Origin of the sequence: Mucilaginibacter robiniae, from assembly GCF_012849215.1 — a bacterium.
Taxonomy (GTDB): Bacteria; Bacteroidota; Bacteroidia; order Sphingobacteriales; family Sphingobacteriaceae; genus Mucilaginibacter; species Mucilaginibacter robiniae.
Genome location: NZ_CP051682.1, coordinates 2,230,419 through 2,244,436, shown reverse-complemented (window position 1 = coordinate 2,244,436; position 14,018 = coordinate 2,230,419). Strand labels below are relative to the sequence as shown.

11 protein-coding genes are annotated in these 14,018 nt (G+C 40.1%); 6 read left to right on the top strand and 5 right to left on the bottom strand.

Going from position 1 to position 14,018, the window contains the following annotated elements; genetic code table 11:
• Window positions 1-35 precede the first annotated feature (35 nt).
• Window positions 36-3,035 carry an outer membrane beta-barrel protein gene (locus HH214_RS10050; RefSeq protein ID WP_169607336.1) on the bottom strand — a complete coding sequence of 1,000 codons (3,000 nt, stop codon included), beginning with the start codon at window positions 3,033-3,035 and terminating at the stop codon, window positions 36-38.
• 567 nt (window positions 3,036-3,602) lie between these two features.
• Between HH214_RS10050 and HH214_RS10045 the strand changes: the two genes are divergently transcribed.
• On the top strand, window positions 3,603-3,875 hold the full coding sequence (locus HH214_RS10045) for a hypothetical protein (protein WP_169607334.1): 273 nt from the start codon (window positions 3,603-3,605) through the stop codon (window positions 3,873-3,875).
• Between the two features lie 192 nt (window positions 3,876-4,067).
• On the opposite strand, the gene HH214_RS10040 is transcribed toward HH214_RS10045, so the two are convergent.
• The 4 genes from HH214_RS10040 to porX form a co-directional block, all read right to left on the bottom strand.
• The gene (locus tag HH214_RS10040; protein ID WP_169607333.1) at window positions 4,068-5,048 is read right to left on the bottom strand and encodes a YihY/virulence factor BrkB family protein; all 981 of its coding nucleotides are present in this window, start codon (window positions 5,046-5,048) and stop codon (window positions 4,068-4,070) included.
• Between the two features lie 85 nt (window positions 5,049-5,133).
• Window positions 5,134-6,360 carry an alanine dehydrogenase gene (locus tag HH214_RS10035; protein WP_169607331.1) on the bottom strand — a complete coding sequence of 409 codons (1,227 nt, stop codon included), beginning with the start codon at window positions 6,358-6,360 and terminating at the stop codon, window positions 5,134-5,136.
• Window positions 6,361-6,442: 82 nt separating this feature from the next.
• The gene (gene tsaE / locus HH214_RS10030; RefSeq protein WP_169607329.1) at window positions 6,443-6,871 is read right to left on the bottom strand and encodes a tRNA (adenosine(37)-N6)-threonylcarbamoyltransferase complex ATPase subunit type 1 TsaE; all 429 of its coding nucleotides are present in this window, start codon (window positions 6,869-6,871) and stop codon (window positions 6,443-6,445) included.
• A 134-nt stretch (window positions 6,872-7,005) separates the two neighbouring features.
• A complete protein-coding gene (porX, locus tag HH214_RS10025) occupies window positions 7,006-8,556 on the bottom strand; it encodes a T9SS response regulator signal transducer PorX (RefSeq protein ID WP_169607327.1) in 1,551 nt (516 codons plus the stop codon).
• Between the two features lie 140 nt (window positions 8,557-8,696).
• On the opposite strand from porX, the gene HH214_RS10020 reads away from it, so the two are divergent.
• The 5 genes from HH214_RS10020 (at window position 8,697) to HH214_RS10000 (ending at window position 13,923) form a co-directional block, all read left to right on the top strand.
• Window positions 8,697-9,923, top strand: a complete 1,227-nt coding sequence (locus HH214_RS10020) for an HD domain-containing protein (RefSeq protein WP_169607325.1) — start codon at window positions 8,697-8,699, stop codon at window positions 9,921-9,923.
• A 59-nt stretch (window positions 9,924-9,982) separates the two neighbouring features.
• Window positions 9,983-11,032: a UDP-3-O-(3-hydroxymyristoyl)glucosamine N-acyltransferase gene (gene lpxD, locus HH214_RS10015; protein WP_169607324.1), complete on the top strand. Its 1,050-nt coding sequence runs from the start codon at window positions 9,983-9,985 to the stop codon at window positions 11,030-11,032.
• Window positions 11,033-11,054: 22 nt separating this feature from the next.
• Window positions 11,055-12,458, top strand: a complete 1,404-nt coding sequence (locus HH214_RS10010) for a bifunctional UDP-3-O-[3-hydroxymyristoyl] N-acetylglucosamine deacetylase/3-hydroxyacyl-ACP dehydratase (RefSeq protein WP_169607322.1) — start codon at window positions 11,055-11,057, stop codon at window positions 12,456-12,458.
• Window positions 12,455-13,237, top strand: coding sequence for an acyl-ACP--UDP-N-acetylglucosamine O-acyltransferase (lpxA, locus tag HH214_RS10005; RefSeq protein ID WP_169607320.1), 783 nt, complete (start codon window positions 12,455-12,457; stop codon window positions 13,235-13,237). The genes HH214_RS10010 and lpxA overlap by 4 nt, the downstream gene beginning before the upstream one ends.
• A gap of 68 nt (window positions 13,238-13,305) precedes the next feature.
• Window positions 13,306-13,923: an ABC transporter ATP-binding protein gene (locus HH214_RS10000; RefSeq protein WP_169611109.1), complete on the top strand. Its 618-nt coding sequence runs from the start codon at window positions 13,306-13,308 to the stop codon at window positions 13,921-13,923.
• Window positions 13,924-14,018 lie beyond the last annotated feature (95 nt).

Genomic DNA, 14,018 nt, shown 5'->3' with positions numbered 1-14,018 from the left:
AGATCGGCTTTTTTTATAGCCTTGTTTATCAGAATTTAATAATCTGATGGGCCACCAGGACCGCCGCCTGGACCGACGCCAAAACCACCAGGACCACGACCTTCGCGGCCTTCACGACCACCTCTCTCACCACGATCACCACCAAATGGTGAACGACCGGCAAATTTTTGTAAGCGCAGCGTGAAAGATACCAGGAAGTAACGACCTAAGCGGTTTACGTTACTTTGTGTAATAGAGGTACCGCTAGTGGTACTGGTATAACCTGTGTTCTGGTTAAATATATCGAAAACACCGGCGCGTAAAGTACCTGCATAGTTTTTTAGGAAACGGCGTTCAACATAACCACTCAAGATATTTGGATTTTTGATTTCGCCTTGGTAACCATAATACATGTAACGATAAAAATCATAGCTTAAAGTCCAGTTTTTCCAGAAGTAGTTTTTACCGTTAGCTGATAGCGTTAATGTTCTGAAGTTTGAAAAATTGGAAATGGTGTTTGTAGTACGGTTTATAGCATAGCTAACACCAACTTGCGCATCAATCACATCAGTTATATCCGTGCGGAAGCGAAGATCTGGTGTGTACTGCCAGTTTTTAGCAATGTTTTTCTGTGATGTTTCGATAAGTGATACAGAATCAACCCGACCAATGTAAGATGGATTGTTGGTGTAAGATACCGTACCTCGCATATACAACGTATATCTGCGGTTTTGCCAAGGTTTAGCATAGGTAACCTGACCACTGCCGGTATAATAGCCATCTACGTTGCGGTAAGTATTCAAGTACTTATTGGTAAGATTGCTATAGAAACTGCTGGTACTTAAATTACCACCAGTAGGTACATAAATTTGGTCGGTTACTATCTTATTACTGGTTTGAGTAAACGAAAGGTTAGTAAAGATCAAATCGCCGGTTTGAAAGCTGAATTTATTGTAACGTAAAGAGATTGTATTCTGGAACTCCGGTTTTAAGAAAGGATTTCCAAGCAATGCATAAGAAGCATTGGATAAATCAAGTACCGGTTGTAACTGGCTAAACGTAGGCTGATTGTTGTTACCATTATAGAATACCGTAAAGTTTTGACTACGTGAAAAGTTATATACAAAGCGTGCTGCTGGCGCAAAGTTTACCGTAGTTTGGCGGGTATCGCCTGGTGTTACCGTTTGATTGTTAATGATGATTGGAGTAGCATTGGAGTTGTGTCCGCTCAAAATAGCTGGTTGTAAACCCACACCTAAAGTATAGTTGTATTTAGGCTTAATCACCCTAAAGTTAATGCCGCCACGGTGGGTATCAAAATTAAAGTTGTAAGTGTTGCTGTACAAAGCATTGTAAAAGTAAGCTTGAGCAACATCATTAAATGTATTTGTTTCCTTATCACTGGTAGTATAAGAGTGATTGTAGGCATAATTAAACTCTAAAAATGCCACCTTACTTAACGGCTCAATATAAGAAAGCGATGTACTTGCTGTATTGGTACGGCTGGTAACTGGAACATATTGTGTACTGTTGTTAGGTGTTCCTAAAGTGTACAGGTAAATTGGATTTTGTGTGTTGTCGCTTTTGCTGGTTCCGGCAGTAAGATTTAAGCTAAAGTTACGGCCAAAATGCTTGAACCTGTGGTTATAAAGCGCAGTAATGTTAGCGTTAGGCGATGATGAATTAGCGTAGCTATTTACATTATAAGCCAGGTTACGCGCTGCTATTGGTGAGGTTTGTGTTACATCTTCGGTAGAGGTAGTCAGCGTTTTAGCATAAGAAAAGTTAGGTGTAATCTTTAAATAATTTAAAGTATCGGGCCTGATTTCTGCATTGAAAGTAAAACGGTGATTTATCGTATTATCATTTTCTACACTATGCTGCGTAGTGTTTACCCCTGTACCTGTATTTTGCTGAATGGTGTTGCTGGTGGTATAAGTGCTGTTATCGGCAAAACTATAACTGCCATACACCTGAACATACTTGCCCCACTGGTCGCGGAAATTGCCGCCAAGTGAACGGGCATTGGTAATACCATTTTGATTGGCATTAGTGCTGCTGCTACCGCCTCCACCACCGTTACGACCACCATTACCACGGCCACCACCGCCACCGCCGCCAAAGTTGCCGCCAGCGCCGCCTCCACCACCAAAGTTAAAGGTGTTTTGGTTAATGTTGTTGATATTGCCTAAAATTGATATTTGCTGGTCACCTTTAAACTTGAACAAGTTAAGTGAAGCCTGATAACGACCTTGATCTTTTTGTGGTTCTAAAAATTGAGAATTATTAGATTGTGATTTGGGCAACAAATCTGAACCACCACCAACTGTGGTTTGCAATGAGTAGCCATAGTTTTTATCCTTACGAATAGTGATGTTCAATACTTTGGTTGGCTCACCGGTTTTAATGCCGGTTAAGTTGGCTTGATCACCGTAATCATCCACAATCTGCATGTTCTCGGCTAAATCGGCAGGCAGGTTACGGGTTAATGAGGTTACGTCTCCACCCATATAATCTTTACCATTAATACGAACTTTAGTAACAGATTGGCCCTGTGCTGTAATAGCGCCGGTACTAGGATCTACATCTATACCTGCTGATTTTTTCAAGGCATCCTCCAGCGTAGCGTTAGCACGCAGGTTTAATGACGCTACATTATATTGAACAGTATCTTCTTTAATTACAATAGGGTTAGCTTTACCTACAATAGTTACTGCATTTAATTGCTGAGATTCGGCTTTTAAAATAATCACACCCACATTGGCAGGCTTACCATCGGCTGCTAACGTGTAATGCTTAATGATGCCCTGGTAACCGATAGAAGTTACTGTTAAAGTAATATTACTGCCTTTAACGTTTTGGAACGTAAAGCGGCCATTAGCATCAGCTATAGTATTGGCTGTTTCACTTTGTTCGGAGCTAAGCTTTACGGTACTGCCCACCAAAGTTTGTTTGGTAGAATCAATAACAATACCCGTTATAGAACGCGGAGTTTGGGCAAAAGCACAGGTCACTGTGCAGATTAAGGTAAACGAGAATAGTAAAAATCGCTTCATATTTTGTGTGTGGCAATATATTCGTATGGAAAAAGTAAATCTTATTACAGGATTAGACTACAAAAGTTCAATTTCTTTTAATTAAATAATTAATATTCATATGATTGTTACACATACAGGCATAATAAGGCGCTTTAATCTAATTGATCGTAAAAATGATACATAATACTACTAGCTGTAACTGATAATTCTAAAAAAGATAGATTGGTTGACATTGCTAATAAGTTACTGCTATATAAATATTTTAATTAGCTGATATGCAAGCTATATCAACAATGTAGTGTCTGATAATCAGTTCAAAATGTTTGATATTCAGGTACAGTGTATTGTTTGCCTCTTATATTTTAACTATTGCGCAATAATAGTTTAATCATTTATAGTACTTATATTAATAAAATACACATTTTAATCTGATAATCAGGATATTAATTTAAACTTATAAGAAAATTGGCATAAATTATGTGCAGCCTGTTGTCCATGCAGCTAATCAGCTAATTTGTACTGGTTCGCTGTTATTATTTAGTATAAAATATCATATAGTTTTCGCATAAATTAATAACAGGACCTATGAACAACTTAAGCACTACCTTGCATGATAAGGTGCACAATTGGATGAACATGATTGGCTTTCGGCTTAACTCATCTGATACAAACAACCAAAGTAAAACTGTTACCAAGCATTATTTTTTTGAAACCTTCAATTGCTTGGAAAAGGTTAAAACGGATGAACCTGGCAAAGCAAAGTTTATGTGCTTTGATACTTATGGTGAAACCTTGAAAATAAGATCTCTTTCTGATTTACAAACCGCTTTTTACGATAATATTAGTCAGTTAAAATAATTGGCTTTCACAAAGCAGCATACTGGCCATAATGCTTTTAAGGTCGGTATGCTGCCCGCACAACAAAGCTTTGAAGCAGTAGCATATTACATTTTGAAGTTATTTCTCTGCATTGTTTATTCCTACCAAAACCATTTTGTAGTCAGCTAAAAAAGACACAGTTACCTGTTTGTATAAAACTTAGCAGTTCGACTACTTATCTGTCTTTAACTGGCCTTGCAGTTCAGGATTTTGCAGAGGCAATTTATCAACATCTTTTTCTACTTCAGTTTGCTGAACATGTACGGCATAATCAGCAGGTTCAATATGGCTGCCTTTAGCCTCGGCATATACCTGGGTAAATTCCGCACCGATGTATAGTATGGCTGCTGTATAGTAAATCCAAAGCAACAATACGATGATGGAGCCCGCTGCGCCATAAGCTGAACCCTGAGCCGAATATTTTAAATAAATACTAATCAGTAACTGACCAACCATAAACAATATAGCTGTAAATATAGCACCCGAACGTACATCACTCCATTTGATTTTTACATCGGGCAATACTTTAAATATGATACCGAACAATGTAGATATTACTAAAAACGATATACCCAAGTTGACGATTTCAATCAAGCGCTCGGTTATGGCAGGCAAAAAGTGGGTTAATTTGTTGCTTACCGCATTTACTATAATGTTTACCAGCAACGAAGCCAGTAACATAAAGCCTAAACTTACAATTAATGAAAACGACAAGAAGCGGTTTTGTAATATTTTAATCCAGCCGCGTTTAGGTTTGGCTTTTACCCGCCAAATAGTGTTTAATGAATCTTGTATTTCCAGAAAAATACTGCTGGCACCAATAAGCAGGGTAACGATACCTGAAACCAATGCTAAACCTGATTTACCTGAAAACTGCAAATTTTTTATAATATCCTGTATCTGTTTACCGGCATCAGCACCTACATAGTGGCTTATTTGATGGTAAAGGCTATTGCTAGCCGAAGTAGCTTCTTTACCCAGAAATATGCCGGCTAATGAAAGTACTAAAATTAACAACGGAGCTAATGAGAATATAGTGTAGTAAGCTAAAGAAGCACTTAGTTTTAAGCCATTATCATCAGAAAAGCTGGAGAACGAGGCTTTTAAAACGGTCCATAATCTTTTAAAATATTCTTTACTAAGTCCTTTCATATCGGAAAAAAGCTATTTGTTATGTAATGTCTTTTCCTGGTAATTGTTTGAAGCGTTGTATAACGTTATGCCTTAACAACTAACCTTACCTATGCGAAACAATCAACAAATCCAAATCTTTACACGGGATGTTAAAGCGCTCGGCCAGATGCTTATTGGTTAAATGACCATTGTAAATATAAACGGCATTGCGTACGCCTGCTTTCTGCCATATTACATTGTTGATACCGCCTTTTTCGCCGATATCCAATAGTATTGGGGTAAATATATTGGTAAGGGCATAAGTAGCTGTACGGGCCACACGTGAGGCTATATTAGGCACACAGTAATGAATTACTTCATACTTACGAAACACCGGGTGGGTATGGTTGGTAACTTCCGAGGTTTCAAAACAGCCGCCCTGATCGATACTTACATCAATAATTACCGAATTGGGTTTCATGCGGCTTACCGTTTCTTCAGTAATTATACAGGGGCTGCGGCCATCTTCGGCACGTAAGGCACCAATCACTACATCGCAGGTAGTGATTGCTTTTTCCAGCACAATAGGCTGTATTACTGAAGTAAATACTCGGCTGCCAATATTATTTTGCAAACGGCGCAGCTTGTAAATTGAGGGATCGAACACCTTAACTTCGGCACCTAATGATATAGCGGTGCGTGCTGCATATTCGCCCACAGTACCTGCACCTAATATTACAATTTCGGTAGGGGGTACGCCGGTAATACCGCCCAGCATTAAACCTTTACCACCAAATACATTGCTCAAATATTCGGCCGCAATAGATATAGAAGTAGCACCTACAATTTCGCTCATGGCGCGTACTACGCTCAACACATTACCTTCATCGCGCAGGTTTTCAAATGAAAGCGCCGTAATACGCTTACTGATCATCGCCTGCAGGCATTCGGGTTTCAGTGTAGTCATTTGTAGGGTTGAAATGAGTATCTGCCCAGGCTTCATCAACTCTATCTCATGTAGCATGGGTGGTGCTACTTTAATGATAATATCGGCCTCATATACCTTTTTGATATCATATACAATTTGGGCACCTTGCTCACTGTAATGGTTATCTAAAAAATTAGCGGCTTTACCAGCGTTACTTTCCATGATAACCTCATGCCCGTTGTTAGCCAGTAATGCTACGGAAAGAGGCGTAAGTGCTATCCGGTTTTCCTGAAAAGATATTTCGCGCGGGATGCCGATGTATAACTTGTTCTTTTTACTTCTTACTTCCAGCATCGACTCCTGCGGCTGCATCATAGCCTGCTTGGCCACGTCAGAAAATCCACTATATAACCCTGAGCTCATAGATCAAATTTTAACCAATGCTTTGCATTCAAGCCATAAAAGCATTCGGCTGATGAAGATAAGCAAATTTACACAATCGTTTTTAAATACATTCAAAGCTAAAATGCCGTGTTTGTTCTGCCGTTACCTGTATCATTATTTTAATATAATGAGGCGGCAGTAAATCCGGTATTTTTTCAGGCCACTCTATCAAACAGTACGCACCCGAATAAAAATATTCTTCGTACCCCACATCATAAGCCTCATTCTGGTTTTTAAGGCGGTAAAAATCAAAATGATAAACGGTTACCGGTGTACCTGCATATTCATTTACAATAGAAAATGTCGGGCTACTTACCGACTCCTCTATACCCAGCTGTTTACACAACGCTTTAATAAATGTGGTTTTACCAGCCCCCATATCGCCATAAAACAAAAATATTTTTTGCTGGCCCGCAAAGTCCAGCAAAGTTTGGGCAGCGCCTGGTAGTTCGGCTGGTGAAGAAAGCGTGAGGTTGATTAATGTTTGCATGTTTATTTTTTAAACATATAGATTAATCATTATTACAAGGAACAAAGCCATTTTGCGCAGTAAGCAGTATACTTAATGTCTCTATAGCTTTGTTCCTTTTCTATAAGCAGAATCTATACAAAATTAACCTTCGTTTACTTTACGCCGTAAGTAACCACCGGTATAATCATTTCTTCTAATGATATACCACCATGCTGGAAGGTTTCATTATAGAAGTTTACGAAATGGTTATAGTTGTTGGGGTACACAAAGTAGCTGTCTTCTTTAGCAAAGGCAAAGCTGGAACTTACGTGTAACTTAGGCAACATGGCATCATGCGGGTTACGGATATGAAATACCTCTTTCGCATTAAAGTTCAGGTTTTTACCTTGCTTGTAGCGTAAGTTGGTATTGGTATTTTTATCACCAATAATTTTACTTGGTGTTTTTACCCGAATAGTACCATGATCGGTAGTGATAATTACTTTCACTTGCTTTTGCGACAGGAATTTTAGCAAATCCAGCAATGGTGAATGCTCAAACCAGGATAGCGTAAGTGAACGGTAAGCGGCATCATCACTAGCCAACTCACGTATCATTTGCATATCGGTACGGGCGTGCGATAACATATCGACAAAGTTGTACACTACTACATTCAGCTCATTACCCATTAAGTTATTTACCGAGTCATTTAAAGCACGCCCTTCATCAATGTTCAGTATTTTATGGTACGAGAATTTACAATCTTTGCGCAGGGTACGTTTAAGGTTATCGCCCAGAAAACTTTCTTCGTGCAAGTTTTTACCACCTTCATCCTCGTCGTTCTGCCACATACCCGGAAAACGCTTTTCCATGTCTAACGGCATCAAACCGGCAAATATGGCGTTACGTGCATATTGGGTAGCTGTAGGTAAAATACTGTAGTAAGTATCTTCCTCTTCCAACCTGAAGTACTCAGATATAATCGGGTTGATAATCCGGAACTGATCGTACCGTAAATTATCAATCAATATAAAAAACACCGGCACATTATCCAGCTTTGGAAAAACCTTCTTTTTAAATAGCTGGTGCGATAGTATAGGTGCCTGATCCGGGTTTTTGAGCCAGTTCAGATAGTTCTTTTCAATAAACTTGCAAAACTGTACGTTGGCCTCAGCTTTTTGCAGCGTCAAAATTTCGTGCATGCCGGCGTCTTCCAGTCGCTCCAGTTCAAGTTCCCAATAAATTAGCTTTTTATATACATCCACCCATTCCTGATAGTTCAGGTTATCATTCAGGGTCATACCCAGGCTTCTAAAGTCCTGCTGGTAGGCCATGGTAGTTTTTTCCGTAACCAGGCGTTTATTTTCAGTTAGCTTTTTAACCGTTAGCAGTACCTGTTTCGGGTTAACGGGCTTAATCAAATAATCATCAATGCGCGAGCCTATGGCATCTTCCATCATGGGCTCTTCCTCATTTTTGGTAATCAGTACTACCGGTATATCGTTGTTAATGCTTTTAATTTGTGAAAGGGTTTCCAATCCGGTAAGCCCAGGCATATTTTCATCCAGAAAAACCAAGTCGTAATAGTTGCTACGAAAAGCATCTACTGCATCCATACCATTGGTTACAGTTTTTACTTTGTAGCCTTTTTCATTTAAAAATAATATATGAGGCTTCAATAAATCAATCTCATCATCAGCCCAGAGTATCGTAGTTTCCTGCATTTTTATGCTATTTTGATTGGATTATAACTTCTATCCTTATGTTTTGTTGTACCAACTTGGCGCCTGTTTGTAAAAATTAACAAATATATGCTTACAGCTTATGTTAATTTAACACTTTTGTAAAGTATTACAGCACTAGCTTGAACAAGAAAAAAATTATTAACGATCCGGTTTACGGTTTCATCACTATCCCTACCGATTTGGTGTTTGACTTGATGGAACACCCTTACTTTCAACGTCTCCGGTATATCAAACAGCTGGGCATGACGCATCTGGTGTATCCGGGCGCATTACATACCCGTTTTCATCATGCTTTAGGTGCCATGCACCTCATGAGCCTGGCCCTGCAAACTTTATGCGATAAAGGTGAAAAATTAACCGCCGACGAACAGCAGGCTGCCATGATTGCAATTTTATTGCATGATATTGGTCATGGCCCATTTTCGCACGCGCTTGAAAAAAATATAGTAAAAGGTATCGACCACGAAGATATATCAACCTTGCTCATGAACAAACTGAATGAGCGTTTTGGTGGCTTTCTGGATATGGCTATTGAAATTTTTAATGATACCTATCCGAAAAGGTTTTTACATGAACTGGTATCCAGCCAACTGGATATGGACCGTTTGGATTACCTGAACCGTGACAGTTTTTACACTGGCGTATCTGAAGGTATAATCAGTTCAGAACGTATTATTAAAATGCTGCGGGTGGTTGATGACAGTATTGTGGTAGAAGAAAAAGGCATTTACTCGATTGAAAAATTTCTGGTAGCCCGCAGGCTCATGTACTGGCAGGTATATCTGCACAAAACTGTTACCGCCGGCGAGCAGCTACTGGGTAAAATTTTAGATCGTGCTCGTAAACTGTCTTTGGCAGGTGAGCAGCTTTTTGCTACGCCCGCTCTAAACCATTTTTTGGTTAATACTATTACTAAAGAAGCTTTCATTCATGAAGATCATCATATTGAAACTTTTACCTGCCTGGATGATACCGATATATTAGCCTCAGTAAAGGTTTGGATTGGTCATCCGGATAAAGTACTAGCCATACTTTGTAAAAATTTTATACAGCGCCATTTATACCATGTTGACATCAGCAATACCAAACCTGATGCTGCCAGAGTAGAAGAACTGCGCCAACGGGCTATGAAAAAATACAATGTGAGTTTCGAAGATGCGGGTTACTTCGTATTTACTGATACTATAAGCAATAATGCTTATAAAGTAAACGACGCGAACATTAAAATACTCATGAAAGACGGCAGTATAAGAGACATTACTACAGCCAGTGACAACTCAAATTTGGAAGCGTTGGCCAAAACTGTAGAAAAATATATTTTTTGCTATACTAAAGACCTTATTTAATCGTATGGAGCGTTGTGTTAATAATTTGTTGCTTAATTTTTAACCTTTAAATTTGCCCGATGCAATTTACTGCTCTGGAAATAAGTTTGCTGCTGAAAGGTACGGTTGAAGGCGACCCGCAAAAAACCGTTAGCCAATTGGCCAAAATTGAAGAAGCTAAAAAAGGATGCCTATCTTTTTTAGCTAATCCGAAATATGAGCAGTATTTATATACTACTCAAGCCTCGGTAGTTATTGTCAATAAAGACCTTAATCTTACCGAGCCGGTGCAAGCTACCCTGATTCGTACTGATAATGCTTACAGCGCTTTTTCTGTACTGCTTGAAAAATTCAATTCCCTGCGGCTTAATAAAAGCGGTATTGAGCAACCTTGCTTTATACACCCTTCAGCTACTATAGGTAACAACGTATATATTGGAGCTTTTGCTTACATTGGTGCTGATGTAAAAATTGGCGATAATTGTAAAATATATCCGCACGCTTATGTGGGCGATAACGTGGTTCTTGGTGATACGGTTACGCTATTTGCCGGTGCCAAAGTATATTTTGATTGTGTAATTGGTAATCAAGTTATTATACATTCGGGCGCTGTTATAGGCAGTGATGGATTTGGCTTTGCACCTTCGGCCGATGGTACTTACAACAAAATAAGCCAGATAGGCAACGTTGTCGTTGAAGATTCGGTTGAAATAGGTTCCAATACTACCATTGACCGTGCTACCATGGGGTCAACCCTGATACGTAAAGGTGTGAAGTTAGATAACCTGATACAAATAGCCCATAATGTTGAAATAGGCTCTAACACCGTAATTGCAGCGCAAACTGGTGTTTCGGGAAGTACCAAAATAGAAGAAAATGCTACCATTGGTGGCCAGGTAGGTATAGTAGGGCACATTAGCATAGCTAAAGGCACGCAAATACAAGCAAAAACCGGCGTTAACCGAACTATTAAAGAACCCGGTAAAAAGTGGGGTGGTGCCATATTACAACCTTACCAGGAACATTTACGCTCACAGGTTATTGTACAGCAATTGCCTGAATTGAAAAAACGAATAGAAGAACTGGAAAAAATTATCGCTGAGCTGCGCAAACAACAGGAAATACAATAATTGTACGTAGCCGACAAACTATATGAACGTGAAGCAGAGAACTATTAAAACATCGGTTGCCGTATCGGGCACAGGGTTGCATACCGGCGAAAGCGTAACCATGACTTTTAACCCAGCGCCTGAAAACCATGGGTTTAAATTCAGAAGGATTGATTTGGAAGGATCGCCCGTTATTGATGCCGACGTTGATAATGTAACCGATACCTCAAGAGGTACCACCATAAGCCAGAATGGCGCCAGTGTAAGTACGGTTGAACACGTGCTTGCTGCTTTGGTAGGTCTGGAAATTGATAATGTGCTGATTGATCTAAACGGACCGGAAACACCAATCATGGATGGCAGTTCTATGTTCTTTGTAGATGCTTTGCAGGAAGCCGGTTATCAAGATCAGGATGCTGACCGCGAGTATTACCACATCCCGTACAATATTCATTACTCTGAAACCGACCGTAAGGTAGAAATGGTAGCCATGCCGCTGGATGATGATTACCGCTTTACCTGTATGGTTGATTATAACTCGCCGGTATTGGGTACGCAACATGCTACCATATCATCCATTACCGAGTTTAAAAAAGAAATTGCCAGCTGCCGTACCTTCTGCTTTTTGCACGAGTTAGAAATGCTGTTAAAGCACAACCTGATTAAAGGCGGCGATATTAATAATGCTATAGTAGTAGTTGATAAGCATGTAGATGAAGCCGAACTGGCGCATCTGGCTACGCTATTTAATCGTAAAGATATTAATATAGCGCCGCAAGGCATCCTGAATAATATTGAACTACGCCATCAGAATGAGCCTGCCCGTCATAAACTGTTAGATATGATTGGCGACTTGGCTTTAGTTGGCGTTCCGCTACGCGGCCATATTATGGCTGCTCGACCCGGCCATGCAGCTAACGTAGCATTTGCTAAAAAAATTAAAGCTTTGATTAAAAAAGAGCGTAGCCGCAAGCACATTAAGGTATATAACCCGAACGCCAAAGCGATATATGATACCGTTCAGATTATGAATATTTTGCCACACCGGCCGCCTATGCTGCTGGTTGACAAAATTATCGAGCTGACCAAAACTCACGTAGTAGGGGTAAAATCGGTAACCATGAATGAGCCTTTCTTCCCAGGCCATTTTCCCGGAGCACCGGTAATGCCAGGCGTATTGCAGGTAGAAGCTATGGCGCAAACCGGCGGCATACTGGTATTAAACACCGTACCAGACCCTGAAAACTACCTGACACTGTTCTTGAAAATTGAGAATGCCCGCTTTAAAGAAAAAGTATTGCCAGGCGATACGCTGATATTCCGTTGCGATTTAAGCGCACCTATACGCCGTGGTATAGCTCAAATGAAAGGCATTGGCATGGTAGGCGAAAAGGTTGTTGTAGAAGCTGAGTTGATGGCGCAGATTGTAAAGTATAAAGAATCATGATTCAGCCATTAGCTTACATACACCCCCAAGCAAAAATTGCCAACAATGTGGTAATTGATCCTTTTGTTACCATACATAAAGACGTTGAAATTGGCGAAGGCACCTGGATTGGTTCAAACGTTACCATTATGGATGGTGCTCGCATTGGTAAAAACTGCCGCATATTTCCGGGCGCGGTTATCTCTGCTATTCCGCAGGATTTAAAATTTAAAGGTGAGAATACGCAGGCTGTTCTGGGTGATAATACCACCATCCGCGAATGTGTAACCATAAACCGAGGCACCAAAGATCGCTGGAGAACCGAAGTTGGCAGCAACTGCCTGCTTATGGCTTATTGCCACGTAGCTCATGATTGTGTAATTGGTGATAACTGCATTTTTTCAAACAACACCACCATTGCCGGGCATGTTACCATTGGTAATTACGTTGTGCTGGCGGGTATGGTAGCTATACATCAGTTTTGCAATATAGGCTCGCATACCTTTGTTACCGGCGGTTCGCTGGTGCGTAAGGATGTGCCACCTTATGTAAAAGCAGCCCGTGAACCTTTATCGTATGCCGGTATCAATTCGGTAGGTCTGCGTCGCCGGGGCTTTAGCGATGATAAAATTAACGAGATACAGGATATTTACCGTACCCTGTTTATTAAAAACAGCAACGTAACCAAAGCTATGGCCATTATTGAAGCTGATTTCAGGCCGACAGAGGAACGTGATGAGATTTTGAATTTTATTCAAAGCTCACAACGCGGCATTATGAAAGGCTTTGGCAATAGCTAGTTCATAGTCTCAGGTTCATAGTAAGTAACTATGAACCTGGAACCATCAACTTTATGAATTATGAACCCATTAGCATAACCCTGGAAAATGCCGGCCGCCGATTTAACCGCGACTGGATTTTCAGGAAAATCAGCTACACTTTCCAAACAGGTGATAGTTATGCTATTTTGGGTCCTAATGGTTCTGGTAAATCTACCATACTACAACTACTTAACGGCAGTTTAAGTCCGTCAGAAGGTAAAGTTAGCTTTTTAAGTGCTGCTAAACCTATAGAGGCTGAACATATCTTCCGTTACCTCAGCCTGGCTGCTCCTTATCTGGAGCTGATTGAAGATTTTACATTGAATGAGGTTATCGACTTTCATTTTAAATTTAAAAACTGGTTACCCGATTTGGATAAAGGTAAATTGATTGATTTACTAGGTATGCAGCCGCATCGAAATAAATTGGTCAGGTACTTTTCATCAGGTATGAAACAGCGGCTTAAGCTGGCTCTGGCTTTTGGTTCGGCTACACCTATACTGATGCTGGATGAACCAACTTCCAACTTGGATACCCAAGGCGTCGCCTGGTACTTGAACCTGATTGAGCAGTTTACTGCTAACCGCCTGCTTATTGTTTGCTCTAACCAGGAGCAGGAATACAGCTTTTGCCATCATCGGCTACACATTACCGACTACAAGTAATACTGCATTTGTTTATGCTGCTCTAAGCTTATGTACAAGCTGTTTACTAACTGCTTGATTGTTTGCCCATAAGTGCCTAATTTTGCACCACGAAA